The sequence below is a fragment of the uncultured Ruminococcus sp. genome, from assembly GCA_902785355.1.
Taxonomy (GTDB): domain Bacteria; phylum Bacillota; class Clostridia; order Oscillospirales; family Acutalibacteraceae; genus Ruminococcoides.
This window is the reverse complement of record CACZYF010000003.1, coordinates 89,301-115,731: the sequence shown is the minus strand read 5'-3', so window position 1 is coordinate 115,731 and position 26,431 is coordinate 89,301. Positions and strand designations below refer to the sequence as shown.

General features: G+C 49.7%; 11 protein-coding genes and 1 pseudogene. All 12 read left to right on the top strand.

Translation table 11 applies throughout. The features are described 5' to 3' along the window. Positions 1-24 precede the first annotated feature (24 nt). Positions 25-8,076, top strand: a complete 8,052-nt coding sequence (locus R2I50_RS01495) for an InlB B-repeat-containing protein (protein ID WP_316607308.1) — start codon at positions 25-27, stop codon at positions 8,074-8,076. Between the two features lie 133 nt (positions 8,077-8,209). Further along, positions 8,210-8,938 (top strand): PrsW family glutamic-type intramembrane protease, encoded by a 729-nt coding sequence (locus R2I50_RS01490; RefSeq protein ID WP_316607307.1) that lies wholly within the window; start codon positions 8,210-8,212, stop codon positions 8,936-8,938. 1,025 nt (positions 8,939-9,963) lie between these two features. Beyond that, the gene (locus tag R2I50_RS01485) at positions 9,964-15,876 is read left to right on the top strand and encodes an InlB B-repeat-containing protein (RefSeq protein ID WP_316607306.1); all 5,913 of its coding nucleotides are present in this window, start codon (positions 9,964-9,966) and stop codon (positions 15,874-15,876) included. A 66-nt stretch (positions 15,877-15,942) separates the two neighbouring features. Next, positions 15,943-16,107, top strand: coding sequence for a hypothetical protein (locus R2I50_RS01480; protein ID WP_316607305.1), 165 nt, complete (start codon positions 15,943-15,945; stop codon positions 16,105-16,107). A 13-nt stretch (positions 16,108-16,120) separates the two neighbouring features. Beyond that, complete coding sequence (locus R2I50_RS01475) at positions 16,121-17,062, top strand: leucine-rich repeat protein (RefSeq protein ID WP_316607304.1); 942 nt, start codon at positions 16,121-16,123, stop codon at positions 17,060-17,062. Between the two features lie 257 nt (positions 17,063-17,319). After that, positions 17,320-17,430, top strand: a pseudogene (locus R2I50_RS10110) (hypothetical protein); the annotation flags it as partial. Further along, positions 17,427-18,098 (top strand): alpha/beta hydrolase-fold protein, encoded by a 672-nt coding sequence (locus R2I50_RS01470; RefSeq protein ID WP_316607303.1) that lies wholly within the window; start codon positions 17,427-17,429, stop codon positions 18,096-18,098. The pseudogene R2I50_RS10110 and the gene R2I50_RS01470, both read left to right, overlap by 4 nt. After that, on the top strand, positions 18,095-18,979 hold the full coding sequence (locus R2I50_RS01465) for a radical SAM mobile pair protein B (protein WP_316607302.1): 885 nt from the start codon (positions 18,095-18,097) through the stop codon (positions 18,977-18,979). Before R2I50_RS01470 ends, R2I50_RS01465 begins: the two co-directional genes overlap by 4 nt. A 477-nt stretch (positions 18,980-19,456) precedes the next feature. Next, entirely contained in the window at positions 19,457-22,771 is a 3,315-nt protein-coding gene (locus R2I50_RS01460) for a fibro-slime domain-containing protein (RefSeq protein ID WP_316607301.1), read from the top strand. Positions 22,772-22,819: 48 nt separating this feature from the next. Then, positions 22,820-24,256 carry a SpaH/EbpB family LPXTG-anchored major pilin gene (locus tag R2I50_RS01455; protein WP_316607300.1) on the top strand — a complete coding sequence of 479 codons (1,437 nt, stop codon included), beginning with the start codon at positions 22,820-22,822 and terminating at the stop codon, positions 24,254-24,256. 219 nt (positions 24,257-24,475) lie between these two features. Next, positions 24,476-25,372 (top strand): class C sortase, encoded by an 897-nt coding sequence (locus R2I50_RS01450; RefSeq protein ID WP_316607299.1) that lies wholly within the window; start codon positions 24,476-24,478, stop codon positions 25,370-25,372. 1 nt (position 25,373) lies between these two features. Beyond that, entirely contained in the window at positions 25,374-26,204 is an 831-nt protein-coding gene (locus R2I50_RS01445) for a sortase (RefSeq protein ID WP_316607298.1), read from the top strand. The last annotated feature ends 227 nt before the right edge of the window (positions 26,205-26,431 follow it).

The following is a 26,431-nucleotide window of genomic DNA, read 5'->3' as shown; positions in this document are numbered from 1 at the left end:
ATAATTATGCAGTGGGTGATAGGTGTGGTAAAAGTGAAAACGACCGGAAAGTATTTCAAAAGGGTATTATCGCTGGTATTGATACTGTCGGTAATACTCAGTCTCGCTGTACCCTTTACGGTACATGCGGCGGAGCAGGAGCCCGCAACGGGTAATGATATCTACGCCTTGGCATACAAGATCAATCCGAATAATCAAAGCGTTTGGTCGAATATCGAGATCGTATTCCAAAAGGGCGACACCCCTGACCCGTCCAAGGAGTATTTAAAAACTTTCAGCAATTTTGCTGATGATCAGTTTGGCAATAAACCTCAGTGGGCAACTCTGTTTCCGACAGGCTCCGGCAACACCTTTGCCGGTAACGCAAAGCGTTTTGTAATCAAGGACAAGATCCAGCCGACAAGTATTTCGGGCTGGTTCAGGGATACTTGGGCGCTGGAGGAGATACAAGGGCTTGAGAACCTCGATACTTCGCAGTGTACAAATATGTCCAACGCCTTTACCGGAATGAGCAAGATGACAAGTCTCGATCTTTCGTGCCTTGACACCTCGAAGGTTGAGAATTTCACTAATTGCATCAACGCTTCCGCGCTTGAGTCCGTAAATGTTTCGGGCTTTAAATTCGATAGTTGTCAAACGGTATCAACCTTTATCAGGGGCAGTAATATCACCAGCATCAATTTGTCGAATATCGATATTACCAAGCCCAGAATGATAAAGTATTTTATCACGAGCTGTCCGCTGCTTGAGGAGTTGGACTGCACCTCCTTCAACCCGAGAAACGTCAGAGAATTACAGTACGCGTTCTACAATAACGCCTCACTGAAATCCGTTACCTTTGGTACTTTTCAGCCGGGTATTGATTATCCCGGAAACTTTAAGCCGAATGGTGATTTAGAGAATAACAACCTCTATTTTAATAATATGTTTGCCGACTGTACATCCTTGGAGGAGGTGGATTTTTCCACCTTTGAGATCCCGCCGGAAAAAACGCGTATTGAATATGCGAATATGTTTAACGGCTGTACGAGCCTCAGGGAGATCAAGAATATCGACAAGCTCTTTATCCCGAACTCCAACGCCGACAACTGGACGCACAGAATGATGTTCAAGAACTGTTCGTCCTTGGAAGAGATCGACCTAAGCAAGAACGAAATCTATATCAGAGGCGCTGAGATATTCTCAGGCTGTTCCTCGCTGAAAAGTCTGAATCTCAGCGGTATGGGAGTATCGGATAAATTTACGTCTTGGGATTATCAAAACAACAGAACCTTCAACAGCACGGTGAATACCGGACAAGCTGAGACCAATATTTTTGAAGGCTGCGATGAGCTGTCGGAGTTTACGTTCAGTCCGTATTATCCCCCGGCTAATCAGCAGGGCAGCGATCCGAAAAGAACTATGGGATACGGCAACAGCAGATCCATAGACCGCAAGTGGATAAAGATTGCGGATCCTGCCGATTATCCTTCAAAAATGAAGGATGGCAAAACGGCTATGCCCGATTTATTGCCCCTCAACACCAAATTGTCGACGGACGATTTGTTCTGCGACTTCCAGCCCCAGTACGCGGGCACTTGGGTAGCGGAATCGAAGATCACCCTGAACGCCAACGGCGGCACACCCAACCAGCAGTCGATCACCGGCGCAAGAGGCATGACGCTCAACTATGATGCCGACGATATCACCACACCGACAAGAAACGGCTATAAATTCAAGGGCTGGTATGCCGACAGAGAGAGTGACGAGAGCCAGCAGCTCGCGACCGGCGTTACCGCAGAGTCGTGGTCTTACTACGCTCACTGGGAGGACAACACCTACAACATCGTTTTGCACAATAACGAAACTCCCGAGCAAACCGAAACGAAACAAAATGTAAAGTATGCCCAATTCGTACCCCTCAGCGGAAAGACCTTCACCTCAAGCGATTCCGACAAGGTTTTAGTGGGCTGGAATACCCAGCAAAACGGCAGAGGCGTGGAATTCGCGGCGAATGAATCCGTCGATAAGCTCACCGCCGAGGACGGCGGAACGGTATATCTCTACGCGATGTGGGCTAAACCCGACGTGATCATCAACTTTGATTCTCACGGCGGCACTGCGATCGAACCCAGATACTATAAGCTCAAAGAGGAGGAGAACGTACCTTACGGAAACCTCAGTGAGCCGATGAAGGACGGCTATACCTTCATGGGATGGTACACGTTACCGAACGGTTACGGCAAAAAGGTCGTCACTCACGAGACCGATCCCAACACCGAGACCGCCTATGTTTCGCTGAGCACAACGCTCCACGCCTATTGGCAGAAAAAGCCCGACGTTACCTTTGACTTGCATGGCGGCACGATCGACAATGAGAGCACCTATGTAAAGGTCTGCGACTACGATCACGCGATCGGCACGATCCCGACCCCGGTCAACGGCAACCAGGCGTTTATGGGCTGGTTTACCAAAGCGGAAGGCGGAACGGAGATCACCTCCGCTACCAAGGTCACCGGCGACGTGACCTACCACGCTCACTGGGGCTGGCAGCCGAGGTTCGAGACCAACGGCGGCTCGTATATTAAGTACGAGGATTCTGACGGCACGCATTATGCCAATCCGAACTATCCCGTTCAAAGCAGCTCTTTATATAACCTCGGCACCCTGCCGGTGGTAGAAAGAAAGAATTATACCTTTGACGGCTGGTATATCGGCGATACCGACACGAAAAACAGTAATAACCAAGAGGTAAACTTATCTGTAAATTCTGTGTTCAAGGCGCACTGGAGTCTGAACCCGATCTGCACGATCACGCTCGACTATAACGACGGCGCTACACAGAACAAGACCATCAAGGTCTACAAGAGTAAAAGCGAAGACGATCAAAACATCATCGGCGAGCTCCCCGCCCCGACCAGAGCGGGCTACCGCTTTGACGGCTGGTATGACAGTCAGAATAATAAATACACCTATCAAAGCCGTTTGGATTCAAACGCTCCCGATACGTTGACGCTGACCGCCCACTGGACGGCGGAGAGTCATAAGGTGACCTTTGACCCCACCGACGGCGAGATGGTCGGCAGCACGACCTATACCGTCGCCGACGGCAAGACCCTGACCTATCTGCCCGGCGCGAACTATATCGAACAATCGGGCGGCGCGACCATTGTCAAGAAGTCCTTTGACGGCTGGTACACCGAGAAAAACGGCGGCGGCGACAAGCTCACGACGGCTACCCAAATCACCGGCGACGTGACCTATTACGCAAACTGGGTAGATAACCGCATATCATCCGATAACTACAATTCCATGATCCGCTGGGGTACACTGTCGGGCAACGACGTCACTAACCTCGGCGACACCCTTGTGTTCCATCCCTCGGCAAGCGGTAATATCTCGGCTCACCTGACGGTGGATTTTGCGCTGGAAAACCAGAACAACCAGCTTCCGGCAGGCTCTGTAAGAATCACTCTGCCTAAAAAGTTCTTTACCGGCTGGGACGGTTCGACCGATAAGACGACGACCGAGAGCACCTTCACGAATTTTGATGTAGAAACCTCCGATAACGGAGAATACTATATCTTGACGAACGCGACCACGTTCAAGAGCACCGTCCTCGAGCCTGTCTATACCGTCGACCCGATGGAGGTACCGGGCGGCTATGTCGATGAGAACGGCGTGTGCCAAAAATATTTCAACAAGGAATTCAATGTCAAGATCGAGCTGAAAAACGACAATAATGAATATGTCACCTTCCAAGAGAGAAATCTCAAAGTAGAGCTGCATACGGACGTGCAAACCTCCGTATATAAGGAGCAGGCGAGCGCGACCCTGAGCTGGAGCGACAGTTGGGGAGAGAGACCCTCCGACGCTGACGAGTACTTCTATGTCGTATGGACGCTGAACGCGAGCAACTTCAACAGCAATCAGCCTTATCAGCTGAAATGGACCGAGAACACCGTCCACGACGGCTCTGTCGTATATTCAAACGGTCTGGATAAATGGTCATCTGAATTTACCAAAGACGAAATTCACCGCCTTACGGTCGTTACAAAGCACCGCCGTGACGAAGCCATGGCGCAGGGCACGTGGGCTGAGGTCAAAAACGAAGCGATCCTGAATGTCAAGTGGAAATCAGGCTTTGAACAGCAGTTCAGAACGACCGGAGTTGCCAGCGCTTATGTTGGTGAGATTATTACCGGAGATGTCCGCACTCTTTCGAAAACGATTCCTGATGAGTATAATCAGGAGGCTCATTATGTGTATGGAGGTCAGGATCTGATCCTTAACAACGACGCAAATAACATTGCGCTGTTCATTTACCGCCTTTCCTATACAGAAAAAACGAATCAGGATAATCCGAATTGGACGAATGCGGGAGAAATGAGCGTTACGCCGCGAACCTATGTTCTCACAGATGGCGTAAAGGACAGAGGCGACGTCATAGTCACCGCCGAAAAGCCGACCGGCGCCAATACCCGCAGTAAATGGATCAAGGCGAATAATCAGGATACACTCGACGACGGCGACTATTACTTTACTTACCTCGATATCAACGTAACCGAGTATGATTCCGTTAATCTAAACGGCGACTGGGCAAATCCTTACGAAAACGATAACCTCTATGATTACGGAGATATCAAGGTATATTACAGAACGATGGGCTCAAGTAATTTTGAGCTGCTGAAAACCATTACCCATGATGAAATGGGCATCAGCACGGAGTCCGGCTCTGATTTTGAGAAAGGCTACGAAGCCAGAGTAGTCCTCCCCGGTGATACCGTCGGCTACAAGGTGGAATATACCTCGAGCCGCTACACCACGGATATCAAGGTCAATACCGGCCTCAAGCTGAAAAACACCAGAAAGATCCATTCTCTCGTTTCCACCCACGCCAATGCCGGCAGACATACGCTGATTAAAAACAAGAGCCTGATGACAGTTCAGCGTGAGGGCAAGACTGACATCACCGCCGATTCTACGGATCATGACGCATGGCTGAGCGCTTATGAGTTGACGCTGAGCGAGAGCGAGCTTTACGCGGCGAAGAGCTGCCTGAATGAAACAACCATCACCGATCCCCAAAAGTATTTTGTGACCGACTCCGTAGCCTCTACGGTCGAGTTCCCGGTCGCGATCACCGGCTGGGCGTACAGCAAGAACCAGCTCGGCTACATCAAGCGCGTCAAGTCCGGTATTTTCCACGATCTTCTGCCGCACGGCTTTATAGTAGACAGAAGCAAGATCATCGTCTGCGGCCGTACGGATGAACAGGCGAGAAAGCGCGGCAGCACTACGATCAACAGCCAGAAGTCGTCCGCTAACGCTACCAGCTACGGCGTGAAAGCAACAGAATTCCCCGGACAGATCTCCTCTGACTATTACTCCGTGACCTTCAAGGACAACTGGGAGGGCTCCGGCCAGACGATGATGATCATCAACATCAACTGTCCGGAGGACATGACAGCGACCGGCTTTGTCGTCTACTATAAGTGCAAGACGACGATCAACAACCTGCATATCAACGGCACAACTCCCAAGAATTATGTTGCCTTTACCGATACGACGGAGGATCAGAGCAAGCCGGAGAATAGGATCAATACAAAGAACTATCTCGATAGCGCTACCAGACGTCTCTTTGATCACGTTGATAACGAGCAGACCGCCTACAACTACAGCACGACCACGCTGAAAACCCCGAACGTTTACCAGTACGGCGCGGATTCCAACGTAATGACCGAGGGCGCGGATATCGCTAAGCACCAGGTCGTGGGTCTTAACACCGGCTATTCTTACAACATCTCTTATGAGGGCAATACGTCGACCCAGACGAAGGAGCTCGTAATTTATGACGTCATCGAAAGACAGATCGACGGCAGCGATTTCCAGTGGTTGGGTAAATTCCAATCCGTTGATATCAGCAGTATCAGAAACCAGTCCAGCGCTGATCCGAACGACGGAAAATGCGCTCCTGTCGTCTATTACGCGACAAAGCCCAAGAACGAATTCACCAAGGAGATGTTCGATCTTACACGAACGGATATCTGGTCAACGACTCCTCCCGCTGATATTACGAGCGTCACCGCGGTCGCCGTTGACTGCCGCAAGACCGACAGCGGAAAGGACTTTGTCCTCGGCGTTAAGAAGGGTGTCGATCTCACGATCAATATGCTGTCCCCCGACAACGAATCAAGGAGCGAGATCGAGACCTACAACGAGGCTGTCGTGAAGGGCTTCAATCAGGAAATCGGCAAAAATCTTGTCATGAACACCCTCACCAGCGTCACGCTCCGCTTTACAAAGCCGCAGTTCATCAAATCCGCTTTCCCGGCATCCGGCACACAGGATAAGCCCGAGAGCGTCGTTAACGGCAGCGTCATGGACTATATCCTCACCGTGACCAATCCCGACCCCGAGCTCCCGATGACAAATATCGTGATCGAGGATAAGTTCCCCATGGCGCTCTCGCCGAATAACTATTATACGGTCAAATTCAATGACGGCGCGACCATTCCGATCGACAATACCGCCCGCGTTACTTATTCCATCGAGACGGTCAAGAATGACAATAACGAGGATGTGCGCCTATTTACCGCGACGGTCGACGTGCTCAATCCCGGCGATACCGTAGAGATCACGATCCCGGTCAAGGTCGGATTGGAAAAAGGCACGCCTATCTCCAACGAGGCGAAGATCACCTCTATCAACGGCGTTCCGTATTCTAACATCGCCAGCAACAAGACCTATCATACTGTAACCGGCGTAAAGGCGAAGATTCTGAAGGTCAACGCCAAGGATGAGCCGCTTGCAGGTGCGACCCTCGAGATCTACGAGAAAAACGATACAAACTGTGATGAGCAGGGCAATCTGAAAGAAGACGGCGCAACCCCGATGACGCTTAAAAACGACGAGACTACATACGATGATACCTCGTTCACCTCTTCAACCGAGGTCAGCCACTTCGATATCGCGCCGGGTGAGTATATTCTTCACGAGTCCGCCGTCCCCGTGAACAGCGGCTACAAGCTCGCTGCGGATATCCCGTTCACCATCGACGTCGAGGGTATCATCTATGTGAACGGCGAGCCCGTCAACTACGTCAAGATGGTCGACGAGCCTGCTTATAAGGTCATCTTCCACGAGAACAAGCCCGGCGGCACGGCTGACGAAATCCAAAAGGTCTTCCGCATTTATGAGCCTATGGATCTTTCCGAAGGGAAGGTTACCCATTTCTACGATATTCCCGAGTGGGCAGGCGACGAGTACGTCTTTGCCGGATGGTATCATAACAATGATTATTCCGAATGTGATACACCCGACAGCGCTGCCGACACAGCGTCGAACTTCGAAAACGATAGTTTTGCCGAGCGAGACTCCGATTACCATCTCTACGCGAAGTGGATCAAGGTAGGAACGGTCGCGAAGTCTGACGAGGATACGAATATCATCAGCGGCTACCGCGGCTTCGGTTTAGCGGGCGTTCAGATTCGCGATCCTCAGATGTACGATGAAAACTATACGGAAGAAACTCCCGGCGGTCTGAGATTCATCACCTCGCTGAGCGAAGAACTCCTGAGCAGTATTGACGCGCTTTCATCTCAGGAGGTCATCACACCCGAGGGTAAAGTTAACGTGGAATATGGCTACGCGGTAGGTACCGAAGCCAATATCAATGCGTTTATCGCTCACTACAATATTGAGGATACCGCCGCGTACACACTGCAATATCAGGGAGAAAACGTCAACGGCAAGGATACCACGGGCATAAGTAGAGGCGCCGATACCGATTTCCGTTATATCACCAACGTCAACTGCACCAAGGGTACCGGACAAATCGCCAAGGATCACCGCAACTTTGCCGATTACAGATTATATACGCTTGTCGTTACCTATGAGGGCGATTCCGCTTCCAAAAAGGCGGAGAAGCTCGACGCAAGATCGTATATCCGCTACTATGACGCGAACGGAAAGCTGAGAGTTTTCTATAATACCTACAAGAAGAATACCTATTACGGGGGCTGTATGTGCAGCTTCAATCAGGTGAGCTCCATGGCACTGCCGGTACAGCCGCCTAAGGAAGAGCAGACGCCCTGATCCCGATACCGTGAATTATAAAGCCGGACAGACCGACGAGCCGTTCTGCCCGGCTTTTCCCTGAAAACATTGAATGATACCGAACAAAAGCCGTGTGCTTTGTTGTTCGCTAAGATAGAAAAGGAAGGTAAAAATGCTGTTATCAATTTTGTCCTTTTTACTTAGCATTGTGCCGTCGGTACTGATTTTTATTTTGCTCAGAAACAGACATAAGGATCATGTTTTATATAGAAAGAAATGTACCTTTTCCTTTGTCAGCGGGTTGATCAGCGTGCTGCCGATCATTCTCCTGTCCGCAATATTACATGTTTTGAGCTCGGTTTTGAAATATGCTTTTCTTCGTGATACCAACGTACTGGTGAATAAGGCGATCTACAATTTTATTGTATTGGCATTTGCCGAGGAGATCATCAAATATCTGGTTTTACGGTTTGTATTGAAAAGAAACCCCTGTGATTGTTCTTGGGCTGACGTCGTCGCATTTATGGTAATCATCGGTTCGGCGTTCGGACTGATCGAGGATGTTCCCTATGCTATCGGCGCGTCGCCGATCATCATGCTGGTGCGCGGCTTTACGATGGGACATGTCGGCTACGGCTTTATCATGGGATGGTTCTACGGCAAGCGGCTCAAAACCGGAAAGAAGCGCTATGGCGTGATCGCCGTTCTGCTGCCGTGGCTGATCCACGGATTGTACGATTTCTCACTGGCTCCGGAGCTTTTGGAGCTGAACGACAATTTAGCTGTTATAGGCGTTTCGCTGGCTCTGCTGGATATCATACTGCTCATTTTGATGATCCGGTTCTTTGTCCGTTCAAAAAAACAGGAGCGTTATCTTCAACCGGTCATCACCGCCGAATAAACGGATATATTCTCGCTAATCCGCCCGGATGTGTCCTGAAAGCCGAATCGGCGGAGAAAAAGAGCGGATAGTTAGGGGGTAAAAGCCTCTCTCCATGATTACAATACTTCAACAACACAGCCCGCCGCGGAAACGGCGGGCTGTTGGTATAGGCGTGATTATTTATATAACCCGACTAATCATTGATAAAAAGAATAGTGTTTATCGGCGATCAGCATGATACTGCTCTATTTTGAAATACCTGTTTTCTACATCAATAAAGGATAATCGGATTAGTATGCTTACTCAATTCCTAAAATATCAGAATACACTTGTTAACTTTTGGTTATTATGACGAATAGGGCTGTTAAGGCACCAAAATCTTCTAATATTATGTATATTGAAACGTTTTGGCAAAAGTGATAAAATATAATTGAAATATTATATACTATAGATAAAATTATAATATGAATAAGTATTACAGACTGTAGAAAAACCTAATAATTGTCATTTTGAGCGATCAGCGAAGAATCTGAAAGTATGTCATCCTGAACGAAGTGAAGGATCTTCATTTCCGTTAGATTAAACATGATAGGTGTAATATATTTAGATAGATTGCACTGTTAGATTCTTTGGGCAAGCCCTCAGAATGACAGCTTGAAAAACTTAGTTTCACTTTTTCGACAAGAATATTTTTTATGAATAAAAATTGTTTTTTCTGACATCTCCTCATTCTTCGAACGGAAAACCAAAAACGGCAAATAAAACTCTTGTCTTTTCTTCGTTATGAGGTGATAATCCGTGACAGGCAGACAGACGATAATTGTGCGCAATAACCGAATGGCGATGGCAGGATTTGCCGCGCCTAGGTTTATTGTGCATTTTTTTATTCAATAGTCATTGCGAAGCCCCTTTAGGGGCTGTGGCAATCTCAACCGCTTAAAAAGGGTAAAATACCCCGCTGCGGAAGTTTATTCATAAAAAAGGCTGTCCTTGAAAAGTATGTCCTCGAGTTTGCGGCAAAACAGGGAACAGGAGGTTTTGGAATGGATAATAACAGAACGAACCGATCGACACGGAAGTATTTGATCAAGCTGGTCAGTATCATCCTTATGGTGACGCTCTTGCTTGACCTTACCGCTGCTTATATCGGCGCCGATAGCTACTATACCGTTCGTGTCAACTATCTTTATGTAGACGGTACCCATGCGCACGATCCGTACATCGCGACCTTCCCTGCCGGTCATGCGGTCGACGTTACGGTCACGAATCCCGACGTCAGCGGCTACGACCCCATGATGCTGAACGAGGGCGAGACAGATCCCCGGGCGCTTCCCGAAAACGGAGTGTTGGCTAAAACGACAGCGGTCCATATTGATACGCTTGAGCATAATGTGACCTACACGGTCTATTATCTTGCGGGTCTGTCGCATTACAGAGCGCGCTATTATCTGCAAAACGTCTATGACGACCTCTATACGACCGACCAGACCCTCAATGCGCAGTATCAGGATCTGCTGGGCGTGACCGGCAGCTTCCCCGATCATCTTGAGAATGTAGAGGTCGAGGGCTTCACATCCCTGTTCCACGAGCCGGACGCGATCGCCGCCGACGGCTCCACCGTGTTCAGACTCTACTATGACCGCAACTACTACACCGTCGGCTTTGATCTCGGCGAGGGCGGCTACGGCGTAGAGCCGATCTACGCGAAGTACCAGACCGTCTATCATGTCGACGAGCCGAAACGGCTGGGCTACACCTTCCGCGGCTGGGCGCGTACGGATATCGACTCCGCCGTTGAGGGCGCCGACTGGCATTATATTGACGAAAACGGAAACGTCATCAGCGAGGAAGTTGCTACTGCGCCCGAAAACCTGCTGACCCTCGAGGGCGATCAGACGATTCCCGCGAAGAATACTTATTATAAAGCGATCTGGAGCGAGGACACCACCCGCTACCGTATCATTTACTGGATCGAGAATCCGGACGACGAGGATTACACCGTTATCGCGGCAAAGGAGATCAATGACGTTCCGTCAGGAACGAAGGTCTCGTATGACGATATCGTTGCGAATTACGGCTTCTTCAAGTATAATCTTGCCACAGAATTCCCCGAGATGAGCGACGACCAGATCACCGAGCTAAACGGCATGGGCAGGTACTTTGAGTTTAATGCGGAAAAGACCCAAACCTATGAAAATCAGTTCGACGAAAACCGTCAGATGGCTATCAAGGGCGATGGCACTTCACGAATCAGCATTTTCTATGACCGCAAGGAGATCACCCAGCGCTTCTACTATGCGAGACAGACTGACGACGGACTAATTCAACTCGCCGGTTCGACAAAGGCGTTTTCGTCAGGATATGGTTCTTTTGATCAACATCTTTCCACAAGCTGCGGAGGAGGCAGCACTCCTTGGACGAGAGCGACAAATTCGCTCCCGCAGATCGCTGAGAAATACGCCGATAAGCTTGAAGTCAAGACCTATTACTCTGCCTATAATCAAGCGACCTACTATTATTATGAACTAAAAACCAAATACGCCGCTAATTTGCGCAGCAACTGGTTCTTAGATGCACTTGACCCTATACTTGTCGAATATAACAGCGAAGGTGCAAACGACTACGCGCGTTTCGGTGCATGGTCGGTTGAATGGGGCACACCTTACGCAAGAAGATCTAACAAAACCGTAAAGGGTATCTACGAAAAGCTCGATACACAGCTACTCTATGAAGAACAATACCTCAAAAATCACAGCGAGGTTGATCCGTATGTACTCAACTACCTTGCGTTCTGGACAAATGTGAAGCAAGCCAGTTGGAATAAGAAAAATCAGGTATATAATTTCACGTATTTGAATTATACCGAGCTACTGCGTATTGAATACGACGAGAACGGAAACTGGAACGGTCAGGGCGGATATATCGATACCTATAAGAACGAGAACACAGGAAAGATATACGGTTTGCTCCCTAAAAATGCCATTGAAACCTTTGATGCGGGCGGCAGTTATAGTGATAAGAATACAAGAGATTCACAGGTTAAAGCGCAGCAAACCGCGACGGCACTGATCGGCTTTACACTGATGACAGACGCGCAGGCTGCGGCGGCGGGCTTCGGACCGAATCCAAAATGCGAATGGGTAGAAAAACCATTTGATTATGACGGCGACGGTGCTGCCGATTATACCTTTGACGCCAACCACCATTGCAACATCCGATACTTCTATCGAAGAAATGAGCACAACATCCGCTTCGTTAACAACAACATGACCGATAAGGTAGAAGAGAACGTATTCTACGGCAGACCGCTTGCAGATAAGGAGTATACCCCGACCTTTAACAACCCGCCCGAGCGTGCGGACTACTTCACCTTTGACGGCTGGTATTATACGCCCTATTACTTCCGCAAGGTCGATTTCTCTACTCTGAATATGCCGGATACCGACCTCACCCTCTACGCCAAATGGACGCCCAAGAAGATCAACGTCGTATTCTATAACAACTACAACGAATACTATGAGGATACAAATCGCATTGTGCTGGGCTATGATGAGGAGAATAACCCCATCACCGACTGGACGGTAGAGTACGGCTCTTATGTACCGCTAAACCACATCCCCGCCGACGTACATGACGGAGAAAGCAATAGACCCGAGCTGACCCCGATCGCCGATAAGGCTTCCTTTGCCGGCTGGTACTATATCCGAAACCGTGTTCCGCGGCGTTTTGAGCCGGAGAACGTTCCTGTCACCGCGCTGAACGCCGAGTCGACCGGCGACAACGCTAAGCTCAGGCTCTTTGCCGAATGGGTCACGCAGGACGTCGCAAAATACAAGGTCAGCTATGTCCGCGCCGACGACCCGACCGTAGAGGTCGCTCCCCCGACCGTCGGCCGAGCATACGTCTGGAAGACCCGTACCTTCCACGCGAAATCGGGCGACGAGCTGAGCGGTGATTACAAGTGGACGGAGGAGCACGAGGACGAAGGCACCAACTGGTGGCCGACCGTCAACTCTCATTCGATCATCATTAAAGCGAATGAAGAGGGCGAAGAGTACCACCCGAACGAATATACCTTTGAGTATATTCAGAAGGACAAGGTGCATTACCGCGTCCGCTATCTCGATGCGGACACAAGCAAACCGATCAACAGCGAGGGTCATGATATTGAGAAGATCACCTCCCACGCTTCCGTCAAGGAGGACGCCAGAGTCATCCCCGGATATGTCGCCGATCCCTCTTCGGCAACGCTGATCCTCTCCGCTTCGACCGCCGCGACGCCCGAAGAGCAAAAGGCGGAGGAGCTGAGGAACAACGTCATCACCTTCCTCTATCACAAGAATACTACCGAATATATCTACGAGACAGAGTATTACACACATGATCTTGACGGCGACGGCTACTCGCTCTTCGCGTCGGAATCCTTAGATATCCCGATTGCCGCGCAGGGCGACACCACCGTTGCGATCAACGATATTTTCGCGCGTCCTATCCCGCAGCAGATCATAGCCGACGGCTTTGAACGCGCGCCGGGCAAGGCGGAATATACTTATATTGCACACGACGGCTCCGTGAGCGAGAACCCGATCCCTGTCGACGATAACGGCAGTGTTACGATCGTTGATACGGATAAAAAGACGATCCGTCTGTACTTTGACCGCAGGTACTACTCCTATTCCTACGAATATGTCGACCACACCGCCGCCAAAGCCTACGAACAGGCGAGTGAGTCGGAGCGCGTGAATATGTGGAACGGTGTTCTTGCGACCTTCCCGAACGCGGGCATGGCTCCCGTAGGCGCTACCGTGACGCTGGGCGTACCCACCGATTACAGCTATACTAACCCGACTGACGGCACGGTGACGGCATATACCCGCCTGACGAACGCCGACGGAACACTGAACGACGTCAAGATCAACATCCAGCCTGCTCCCGACGGTTCGCTCGTCAATCATATCAAGATCTATTACCGCAAGGATATCGAACGCGACCTGAACTATCGAATGATCTGCGTCAACGATAACGGCGAGACGGACTATGACGAAGCGACTGGCGATCCGCTCTTCGGCAGACTGTCCGTGAACCGCCAGACGGTCGAGAGCTACGATCAGATCCAAAGCGTCACGTTCTATGATACGAATGATGATAAAATCACCGTGGGAAATCAAGAGGTCGATCTTCACCTTCATAAATATACCTTCCTCGGCTGGTATTCCTCACCGGATTATAACGAGAATAATCCCTCTGAGAATCTCCTGACTACAAATAAGACACTGTCGAAAGAGGCGCTGGGTACCAACGGCAGCCTTCCCGACAGAGATGTGAAGTATTACGCGCTCGTAAAGCAGGAAATGGTTCAGATGGACGTTGATTTCTACTTCTGCGATGATTATACGAAGACTCAGATGTACGCTCTGTCTGATGAACAGATGAAAGCGTACTTACAGCAGAAGATCGATAATAACGAGCTAAAGACGAGCGGTGAATACGGCGGAAAGGATGTTATCTTCGACAGTCCCAGCTTGTATCAAAACCATACGCAGATCGCCTGGCATAAAAACGACGGCTACTCGCTGCATATGAAGGACGTTGATAACCGCGTCTATAAATATGAGTTTGCCGAGTGGTGGGAGATCGACGAGGCGCAGAATAACGACCTGATCCCCAAGCACAACTGGAACGGCGGCGAATGGTCACCGGATTCACTGGCAAGTCAGTTATCAAGAACAAAAAATCAGCATTTGATCGCTGTCTATGCCCGCAGAGAGGTCACCGAGCTGCCCTATACGCTCAACTACAACTTCCTCTCCCGCACCGGCGAAGAAAAGACTTATGTTAAAAAAGGTACGCTGACCGGCGACGATCTGAACGAGAAGAGTGAGAACCCAAAGATCACAACGGACGGCTTCTACGCGCTGACCGACGAGTTCATTCTTGCGAACGCCCCCTATGAGAGCAACTTTGCCGAGGTGCTGAACTGGACGGATCATCCCGATTATGTTATCAAAAATTCCGTAAAGGGCGACGGTACGGAGGGCTCCGTTGACAGGATCGTTACCGACGTGAACGCGGTCCAGTCCAAGAAGAATGTCTTCGCTAATTTCCGTACGACGCCCATCGGAGAATATCAGACTATTTCGATTCCCTACGGTTCCAATTATAAGCAATCGGAGAATATGCTCGACATCGTATGTCCCGAGACGTATGAAGGCATGTCCTTCGCGTATTGGGAGGTTCGAAAGACCGAGGCCGGCTCCGTTGTAGCCAAAAGCTACGATACGCTGTTTGATCTGTGCATGATGGATACCTACTGGATCACGCCGGTTTACAGCGCGTCCGAGACAGCCGACCATGAAGCGGAGCCCGTCATCAAGCTGACCCATATCGACGATACGCGCAACACATGGACGAATGAAAACAACGAAGTGCCGCAAAGCGGCTCTACCGACATTCTCTACACCGACTTCGAGATCGCGTTTGACGAAGGTACCGAGGATTTTATTTACAATGCTGCCGAAGGCACCTACCGTACCGGCGTAGTCTTTGAGTTGTGCGCGACGCTTCCGGCGGGAAAAACCTTTGAACCCGGGAAGGATTACGGTCTGGTGTCGAACGAGAATAACCTCAAGGAAGCGATCCTGAGTAACGCTGCGACCTACAATTATAATCCCGATAAACCGAATAAGCTGCGCAGCCTGCAAATCAGCGAGATCCCACAGTCGTCGCTGACGAATCACGACCGCGTGCAGTACGGCAAGAGCTACCGCAACACCTATAAGTATGTGAACGAGGAAAAGACATATATCAACGCCCGATACCTGCTGAAGGCGACCGCCTATCTTGTCAAGAACGGCGAGGTCACGCTGAGCAACGCGGTGTACATATGTCTTGCGGCGGAGGCTGACAAAAATCTGGCGATCGATAACGGAATCGTATCGAGAACAAATAACGGATAAAAAAGCGCCGCTCCGAACGGCTTGTCACAGCGGCAAAGAAATCTAAGAGAAAGCGAGGGGTTTCCGATGGACAAAAAAGAATACTGTGTTCCTGACCTGGAATTGGTTTCTTTCAGATTGCAGGATGTGATCTTGGGCAGCCCCGAGAATCTCAACAACTATCTGGACGGCGGCAACGATGACTGGGGTGATCTGGATCCCACCGATCCCGATGATGATATCGAATGGTAACGGAGGCAATTTGATGAAACACTTGAAAAAGCTCTGTTCTTTCATTCTTGTCGGCATTCTGCTTTGCGCTGTGATGCAGGTTGCTAAAGCAGCTGAAAACTATATTGTGCTCTACGGTTTTGCTTTCGATATCAATACGGATGGGGAAGCGGTCATCCACAGCTATGACGACCGCTCGCCGGATGTAGTGATACCGCAGAAGCTGATGGGCGCTGACGTCACAGCGATAGACGACTATGCGTTCTTTAATGACGCAATCATCTCGTCAGTATCCTTTGATGAAGCGGCGGCATTGAAAACCATCGGAGTCAACGCCTTTTACGGCTGCCGCAATCTGACTTCTCTGACGATACCGGAGCAGATTGAAGCCTTATCGTTCGGCGCTTTTCAGAATTGTACTTCTTTGGAAGAACTGGAGATCAAAGGCGGAATCACACAAATTCCCGATCAATGCTTTTGGGGATGTACTTCTCTGAAACAGATTGCTCTGCCGGAGTCGATCGTCGAGATCGGAGAGAGGGCATTTATGAACTGCTCCGGACTGACCGCCATCGAGATTCCCGATACGGTGGAGAAAATCGCCGCCAATGCTTTTGACGGCTGTGATGATCTTGTGATCTATTGTACAACGAAAAGCTACGCTTTATCATATGCGCTGGATAATGATATTTCATTTGTTCTCACCGACGCGGAACCGATCACGGTCACCTATATGATCGGAGACGCCGACTGCGATGAAGCAGTGTCGATACTCGATGTGACGCTGATTCAGAGACGGCTTGCCGATATCCCTGTATTTGTATTTAATGAGACGGCCGCAGATGTTGATAAGGATGGCTTGAATATAACCGACGCAACAATGATTCAACGGTATCTGGCCGACTTCTATGACCGGTACCATATTGGTGAAACTGAGAGCTACAGCTACTATTTGCTGCCGACTAATCAAATTTGAATATTTAGAGATCATGGGTTGCCGTAAAGAATGGATTTACGGCAACCTTTTTCTATGATGCAGGTTTACGGTATCACTGAGCGTACTATGTAACAAAAAACTGCGTACTTGAAACAATATTTGGATATGGTATAATAACCGTATAAATCCGGTTATTATACAAATTTATATGCCCGCCCAGTTTGTCGCTTCGCGACAACGGGCGATGGCTGATTATACCAAAAGGAAAACATGAGCTATGAGGAGTACCTCCTCACGTCGAATACTCCTTAACGCAGATGGGCAAAGACCTGATCCCCGTATTCTATTCCATTATGAACCGGGGCTTTCAGCACGAGAACGAGTTATATAAAGAGGAGCAGTCATGAAAATCCAAGGAAAGACAGTAGATGTTTTTAAAGCAGAGAATCTAAGCGCACCGCTGGTCATTCTCAATAACTATATGAAAAGCAACGGCGAGATCTATAAAAAGTGCAAGGAGCTCGGCTGTCCCGATTTTACACTTGTTGAGATCAGCGGCTTGAATTGGGACGACGATATGTCGCCGTGGGCGATCCCGCCCATCAGCGAGAACGACACGCCCTGCGGCGGCAAGGCGGACGCGTATCTCGAGCTGTTGCTAAACGAAATCATTCCCGCCGTAAAAGCCGAGTTGAACGCTGAGCCGAGGTCAATTATGCTCGCGGGCTATTCTCTCGCCGGTTTGTTCGCGTTATACGCCGTTACAAAATGCGATCTGTTCACAGCAGTCGCCTCCTGCTCGGGCTCCATGTGGTTCCCCGATTTCAAGGAATACATCACGAAGTTCGACACGACAAAGCTGCCGCGAGCCATTTACTTTTCTCTCGGTGACAGAGAAGCGCGTACAAAAAATAAAACCCTCCAAACCGTGGAGGATCACACAAGAGCCATCGAAAAGCACCTTGCCGAGAGTGGGATCAACACTGTTTTCGAGCTGAACAAGGGCAATCATTTTCAGCAGGGGACGCTTAGAACGGCAAAGGGCATCAAATGGATATTGGAGGAATCGAAATGAGTGTCGTGATCAAGGAGATCGAAACAAAGGGCGTGATGACAAAGTCCAATCTGCCCGTGTCGGATTATTCCGTCAATCCTTATGTCGGCTGCGTTCACGGCTGTAAATACTGCTACGCGAGCTTTATGAAGCGCTTTACCAATCACCCCGAGCCGTGGGGCGACTTTGTGGACGTCAAATACTGGACGCCCATCAAGAATCCGAAAAAGTACGCGGGTAAAGAGGCGTTCATCGGCTCCGTTACCGATCCTTACCAGCCTTGCGAAAAAGAGTATGGCCGCACCCGCGAATTACTCGAACAGCTTCGGGGCAGCGGCGTGAATATCAGTATCGCTACCCGCTCCGACTTGGTGCTGAGAGATTTGGATTTGATCAAAACCTTCCCGAACGCGCGCGTATCGTGGTCGATCAATACGCTGGACGAGGGCTTCCGCAAGCAGATGGACAGAGCCGTCAGCATTGAGCGCAGGCTGAACGCGATGAAGCAGTTTTATGAGGCGGGCGTGCAGACGACACTATTTATCTCCCCGATCTTTCCGGGCATTACCGACCCGAAGGAGATCATTTCAGCGGCAAAGGATTTCTGCAATCTGGTGTGGCTGGAAAACCTGAATCTGCGCGGCGACTACCGCGTAAAGATCCTCAACTGGATCCATGAGAATCGCCCCGAGCTGGACGGCTTATATAAGGAGATCTACACCTACAAGGATCGCTCCTACTGGTATGCTCTCGATGAAGAGATGAAGGAGTTCACCGAAAAGAACCATCTGCCATACCTCCGCGACGACGATTCCAGGCGCTCCGATTTCGGCGAGCCGCCGGTCGTGGTCAATTACTTCTTCCATGAGGAAGTAAAGAAATCTGCAAAGAAAAATAAATGACCATGAGAGAAAGAGCTTTTCGATTGCGTAAATCTCCGCAAATAATTTTTAAAGTGTTTATCAGAGATCAGTAGCCGGATATGTCACGGTTGGTTTGTACATTTTGCGCAAATCGACCGACGAAAATACCCCCTGTTTTCAGCCTCCTGTCAAAGAGGGGAGAGGGCGTTCAGGAAAACAAGAAAAAATATATGATTCTTTTTCTTAATTTTGAATCAGAACTAAAAATAATATATAATCTACTATAATATATCTGGATATTTGTTGATTATCCCTAAAGTTATTTGAATCTTTTTGAGAATATCAACAAATATACGCAACAATTTCCGTAAAGCGAAGTAAATCGGCGTAGTGTGCTTGCGCTGTTCGTTTGAGGGATAATCTATAGAAAGGAAGATGGTAATTATAAACAAACCCAATGCAAAAAGGTTTCGTCAAGAGAGAAGTAAGCGACCGTTTGCAAAGGTGCTGGCTGTTGTGCTGACGCTCATGATTCTGGTTTCGACCTTTATGCTCGTGATCCCTACCATTTCTGCGCTGCAGTGTTCACCCTTCACGCATAATGAAGAGATCTATATCGACATGACCGGTCTTACCGGCTGGGATGAGAGCGGCGCCAACATCAGGGTATATACCTATTACAGCGACAGTAATGAGAACTGGAACGTTCAGAATAATAAAAATGATTCCGAATGTTACAACTATTCTTGTTATCAGAACGCGATCACCCCGACGAAGTTCGCCGATCATGTCTATACCTTCAGGATTACCGGCGAAAAGGTCGGTTATGTAAAGGTACTGCGCCTGAGCTCTGATATGAACACCTGCTGGAACTCTACCGGTTTTATGTATCACAAGGATCGTCAGGGCTCCGCAAACTGTATCAAGATCACAGGTTGGAACAACAGCGCTCAGTGGTCGACCTATGCGGGCACCGGCGGCACAGGCGGATACCAGGAGGTAAATGCCAGCCCTGATGCTGACAGCATTACGAACAACGCGAATATTTTCCCGATTGATGCAACATTTTATGATTACTACACCGATGACGAGGTTCAGAGCGGTTGGGGAGCGATTCGTTACGAATCGAGCCATGGCTACTGGGAGCCTTACCAGCATCTGAACAACAAGATTGCGGCTGCGAGCAGCGACGTCAGCGTCAGATACCCGATGTATTTCGGTAACTTCTTTGATAAGAACGACGGTTACACCGGTGAAGGAATCTCCCAAATGGTGAAATTCTCCAACTGGGTCAACAACTCTGCTCGTCTGGACGGTACGCACAAGGCGGTTATCGGTCTGACCGGTACCGAGCTTGTGGACGGCAATCTTAAGTACGCGACGTCCGGCGGCGGAACCAGCACGGTCAACGTGCCGTTCTTTGATAAGTCGTTCCTGGAGAATAACGACATCGGCGCCGTTGTTAACACGAAGTTCCCGATGCGTAAGGTGACCTCCAACGGTATCACTACCTACAAGTTCGACAGCTCGGGAGCAGGAGATAACGCCTGGTTCAGCGCCGACCATAAGACCATGTATTACGGTCAGGGACCTACAAACGGCGCAAAGGACGCACTCTACTACTATTCGAATCCAAAGGCAAGCAGCGGTTACGGTTTCTTCCCGTTTGACTCTGTCAGAGGATCGGATAAGGAAGCTTTAGACTTCGGCTTCGGTATGCGTGTAGACATTCCGTTCAACCTCGGCGGTGACACCGGTCACTACGGCCAGATCAAGGGTACCAACGGTACTTATGTAGACCAGAAGTTCACCTTTACCGGTGACGACGACGTATGGGTCTATATCGACGGTAAGCTCGTTCTCGACCTCGGCGGCGATCACCAGAAGGCGAAGGGATCCATTAACTTTGCCGGCGGCAGAGGAAACGGTACAGTCACCATCGAGACAGGCTATCAGAATCCGAATAACGCCACCAGAAATACCAACTTTACGATCAACAACTACGACCCGACAGTGGAGCACACGCTGACGATGTTCTATGTTGAGAGAGGTATGGTTGAGTCGAACCTCAGCTTCGACTTCAACTTTGCACCGATCGGCAACGAGCTGATCGTTGACAAAACCGTAAATACCGAAAGTGTTAACAACAGCGCCTCTTTCAAGGCAGCTGTAGCTGCTGTGAATACCTTTAGCTTTAATCAGCCTACCGCTAACGGTAAGGTGAGCAGCAAGGGGACGATCAGCAACAGCACTTATACATTAAAGAACGCGGAGTACATCAGCTTCAAGGACCAGTTTGCGGTTCCGACCGAGATGAAGGTTACCGAGAGCTTTACGAGCAACTTCAGCTATACCACCTCCTGGAAGGCGATCGACCTGGTGCTCAAGGGTAAGGGACAGCTCGAGTCCGCGTACACCATTGCTTCAGGTAACGATAAGTATGCTGAATTTAAATATCAGACAAAGGATACTTCCTCTGATTTTGTAATGACGCGTGTTCAGCTTTCTTATGTTAATAAGCCTGCAGTTGCGCCCGTCACCATCAAAAAGGACGTTAGAAATCTCGGCGGCGCAACCGATACCACCGAGTTCGGCGGTACCGTTAAGGTCGATCTGCGAGACGGCAGGGGCTTCAAGCCCTACAACCTCGCATATACTACGAGCGACGGCGGAAGCTATACGCTCAGCGATCAGGGTAAGCTCGCGACAGGCGGTAAGCTGAAAAACGGCAGAACCCTGAGATTTGAGGGTATTCCGCAGGGCGCGAAGGTTATGATCTCTGAGGATACATCCGCAGGTTACAGCTTAGTCAGCGTAACAGGCGGCGAAAGCGGCATCACCGTACGCGCTTCCGGCAACGCGATCACCGTTACCAACGAGAAGCTTTCCGGCCGCGGCAGCCTCTATGTCAAAAAGACCCTCGACGGAGAGAATTACAACGGCGGCCAGTTCAGCTTCAAGGCTGAGGGCGTTTCGAAAACCGGTTATGTAACGGGCGCCGACGCAACCGCTGACAGTGTTACTGACGGTAAGGTTACCTTTAACCTTACCTTTACCCAGCCCGGTGATTACATTTATAAGATCACCGAAAACGATCTGTCCGCGGATCTGGCTCAAGCGGGTTATTACAAGGACAGAAGCACCATTTATGCAAAGTTTACCGTTGCGGCGGGTGCTACCGGCCTCGCGATCTCGGGTGATCCTCAGTATTATTCCGACGAGAATTGTACCCAAACGACTGCGGCGGAGTTTAAAAACACGACCGAACATGCGTCCATTACCGTGAAGAAGAAAGCAAATACCGAAGATCCGCTGAATGATACCGTATTTGCCGTTGTTAAGGTGAAGGACGAGACTCCGCTTAGCAAGGCGCAGATCAATGATCTGATCAACAACTATTCGACCTCTTACAGCAGAGGTGCAACACAGACTGACGGTACTGTATTATTTGATGATCTGCCGATCTATCAGAACGGCGATAATGTGTATGACCATGAATCCTCACAGTGGGTCGGCGGCAGCAACTACTTTGAAGGCGTTGTGGCGCCTCAGACCTACATGGTATTCGAGTATTCACCGAAGAATGGCTACAATACCAACAATACCGTGAAGTATGTCACCTTCCCGTATGAGAGTAAGTACAACGTCACCTTCGACTATGTCAACGTGGCGGTCGTCACTCCTCAGAGCGGCTTCGGCGGCACACTGAGATTCATCCTGATCGGCTTCGGTATCCTGGGTACTGCCGCGCTGCTCGCGATGGCTTATGTCATCTATGACAAGCGTTGCCGCGCAGCCCGCAGATATATGCCCAGACACGGAAGAAAGTAATTAATTATTTATATCATTTTATCTTTAGCACAAAGGAGAAAAGTAAAAATGAAAGCAACCAAAAGAATTCTTGCTGTTGTAATGGCAGTAATGATGCTTGCGCTGATGGTTCCCTTCGCAGCAAGCGCAGCAGACACCTACACCGCAACCATCAAAGCTAAAGAGGGCTATACCATCAGCATGTATAAGCTCGCGGCTTACGACGGTACAAGCGACCACTACACCGCTGTAGCAGGCGTTGCCGACGGCATCAAGACTGCTGTTGAGGCGAAGCCTGTTGTTGCTCAGACAGTCCTGACCGCTGCTGAGACTGCCAAGAAGGCAGGCCAGAACACCGGTACTCAGGTAGGTACCGCTCAAAAGGCCGGCACCGACGGTAAGGTAACCTTCACCACCACCGAGCCCGGTCTGTATTATGCTACCGTTACCGGTACTCCTGTCGGCGTTAACGTCAAGAGCACCGGCGGCGCAGTCTTCTATCTGTCCGACGCGAAGGATGGAAACAATAAATCTATGACCACTGCTGAGGTTAATATCTCATCCAAGATCTCTGACGGCGACGTTACTGTCAGCAAGAAGATCCTCAGCTCCGATATGGGCAACGATTATCAGGCTACCGCTAAGATCGGCGAGGAAGTTAAGTTCCAGCTTACCGCTTCCGTTACCGGTACCAAGGACGAGTATCTGAACTCCTATGTCATCCATGACTCCATGGCTGAAGGTCTCGACTTTGTCAAAGTTGATTCCGTTGTAGTTGATTTCGCTGCAGATGAAGATGCTACTCTGACTGAAACCGACGATTACACTGTAACTTCCACCAATAAGTCCGACATCCAGATCGCTCTTACCGCTGATTATCTGAACGATGCTAAGGCAGGCACCAACCGCTTCTATGATGCTGCCAACGTAACCGTTACCCTGGTCGGCAAGCTCAACGATAACGCTGTTGTCGGCAGAAAGAACAGCGACGATGCTACCTTGTATGATAACATTGTAGCTAACTACAACAAGGACAGCCTTTCTTACAAGAACAAGTACAACGCTGAGAGCACTAAGAATGGTAACACTGTTCACGTTTACACCTTCAGCCTGCCCGTAGAGAAGGTTGACGCTACCAACAACAACAAGATCACTGATGAAGCCGCGACCTTCCTGCTGACCGGTACTAAATATTCTAAGAGTTCTGATACCGTTAACGGCGTAGTTACCTTCAGCGGCCTGAAGGCGGGTACCTACACCCTGAAGGAGACTGCTGCTCCTAAGGGCTACAACATCAACAACACCGAGTACACCGTTGTTATCGCTAGCGATGGCACCATCACCATGGGCAACGACACCATCACCAAGGTAACCGTCGGCGATACTCCCATCATCGTTCCCGCTACCGGCGGCCAGGGCACTATGATCTTCACCATCATCGGCGCTTCTCTGATCGCTTGCGCAGGTATCTTCTTCATCATCTTCAAGAGAAGAACCTCGAAGTAATTCAGCTTTTAAATCTGATTGAACCAACTGTCGGGGACGTGTTCTCACGTCCCCGACTCTTTCAAATATTGCGATAAAAGCTGGTACTGTTATCTAATAAAACGGCTTAACATCTGTTGCGTCTAACTGCTTTTTAATTCGTTTTATTAGAAAATAGTATGAGAACCGAAACCCGTCGGCGGCTTTCGCTTTGAGTTATTTTAAGAAGGTATTTATTGCATGAAAAAGAATTTACCCGTCATCGGTATCCTACTGATCTTTTTAGTTGGCTTGGGTATCCTGTCCTATCCGCTTATCAGCGCCGCGATCAATAATTTCGCCGCCCGCAATCAGGCGGAGGAGTACACCAAGGTCACTAAGGAGATGCCCTCCGCAAGGCAGCAGGAGCTGATGGAAAGCGCCAGAAAATACAATGACAGTCTCACCAATAATATCATCATCACCGACCCGTTCGACGTGGAAGCGTTCAAGAAGATCGGTAAGGAGTATGAAGCGGCGCTGAACGTAGACGGTCAGGGCTTGATCGGTTATATCGATATTCCTAAGATCAACGTCTACCTGCCGATCATGCACTCCACCACCGAGGAGGTCCTCGCTCACGCGGCGGGTCATCTGCAGAACACCTCGCTGCCCATCGGCGGCGTGAGTACCCACTCCGTTATCTCGGCTCATTCGGCTTATCCCACACAAACCTTCTTTGACTATCTGACCGAGCTCAAGGAGGGGGACGAGTTTTTCATCCACGTACTCAACCGAACGCTGAAATATGAGGTCGATCAGATCACGGTGGTATTGCCCGACAACACCGATAATCTACGGGTGATCCGCGGAGAGGATCACGTGACGCTGATTACCTGTACGCCTTATTCCGTCAACACGCACCGTCTGCTTGTACGCGGCAAGCGCGTCGAGTATGATGATACAAAGTATATTGTCACCGGCGCTCAGCCCGTGAAGGCAAGCGGAGGCTATCTGTTCTTCCTCGGCTACCGCGTTCCGTTCTGGGCAGCGGCGCTCATCATCGTTGCGATCGTCGGCGTAACCGCTTTCTTTGTCATATTCTTCGTACACCGCGGTAAGAAGAAGGATGCCCGACACAGTAAGGAGGATGGCTGATTTGCGTAAGAAAGTGATTCTTATCATTGCGATCGTTCTGCTTGTGGCGGGATTGGGATTCTTGCTCTTTCCGCCTGTCTCCAACTGGATCGGCAAGCAGGTTTCCCACAGTCAGGCGGAGAGCTTCGACCGGTTGCTCGAGAACGTCGTCCCCGCCGAAGAAGGCGAAGATACCGTTCCCGGCGTGACGGAAAAAACCTTCGCCGCCGCTCTTGAAAAGAAACAGATCGACGAGCAGGGTTATCCGATCGATGAAAACGGCGTTCGTACGAGCAGCACGCGGGTCGTGTTCCGACTCGATCTGGATCGCCTGTATCGTGACAGCGTCGCTTATAATGAGGACTTAAAGCTCCACCAGGGCAGCAAATTTGTCGAGGGCGAAAGCTACAACCATCCCGCGCTTGACCTGACCCAATACGGTATCTATAACGATATTTACGGTTATGTTTCGGCACCGACGATAGGGATGGAGCTGCCGATCTATCTCGGTACCTCCGACCTGAATATGAGCTACGGCGCGGCTCATATGACCTATACCTCTCTGCCGCTCGGCGGTACGGATACGAACTGCACGGTAGCGGGTCACACCGGATACATCGGCAGAATCTTCTTCGATAATATCCGATACCTCAGTAAGGGCGACAGAATCTATGTGACCACGTTCTGGGATACGCTGACCTACGAGGTTATCGAAACCGATATCGTGCGTCCTAACCAGTCGCAGAGTATCTTTATCGACAAGGGAAGGGATCTGTTTACTATGTTTACCTGTACGCCGCTGGACGCTTACAGCTTCGGAAGATACTATGTTGTATGCGAGAGAGTAAAATGATCCGGTCAGAAGGATCTATGTGTGTTTTTGCAAAACAAAAGTTTGTATTTTGACTTGCATATCCGGCTGTATTGCGGTACAATTGCCTTGCGCCGGATCTGTTTAGCCTTCTCCGGAATAGCTGAGGATTTGTGTCGCGGCAATTGGAGCAGTGTGTTTTTCGTGCGCGGTTCGTGATTGCGGGCTGCGCATTTTGTTTTGTACGGAAACATTTACAGTTCATGAAC

Coding starts and splice junctions, on each gene's coding strand:
- R2I50_RS01490 (WP_316607307.1), top strand. CDS start 8,210: ATGCTGTTATCAATTTTGTCCTTTTTACTTAGCATTGTGCCGTCGGTA.
- R2I50_RS01485 (WP_316607306.1), top strand. CDS start 9,964: ATGGATAATAACAGAACGAACCGATCGACACGGAAGTATTTGATCAAG.
- R2I50_RS01480 (WP_316607305.1), top strand. CDS start 15,943: ATGGACAAAAAAGAATACTGTGTTCCTGACCTGGAATTGGTTTCTTTC.
- R2I50_RS01475 (WP_316607304.1), top strand. CDS start 16,121: ATGAAACACTTGAAAAAGCTCTGTTCTTTCATTCTTGTCGGCATTCTG.
- R2I50_RS01470 (WP_316607303.1), top strand. CDS start 17,427: ATGAAAATCCAAGGAAAGACAGTAGATGTTTTTAAAGCAGAGAATCTA.
- R2I50_RS01465 (WP_316607302.1), top strand. CDS start 18,095: ATGAGTGTCGTGATCAAGGAGATCGAAACAAAGGGCGTGATGACAAAG.
- R2I50_RS01455 (WP_316607300.1), top strand. CDS start 22,820: ATGAAAGCAACCAAAAGAATTCTTGCTGTTGTAATGGCAGTAATGATG.
- R2I50_RS01450 (WP_316607299.1), top strand. CDS start 24,476: ATGAAAAAGAATTTACCCGTCATCGGTATCCTACTGATCTTTTTAGTT.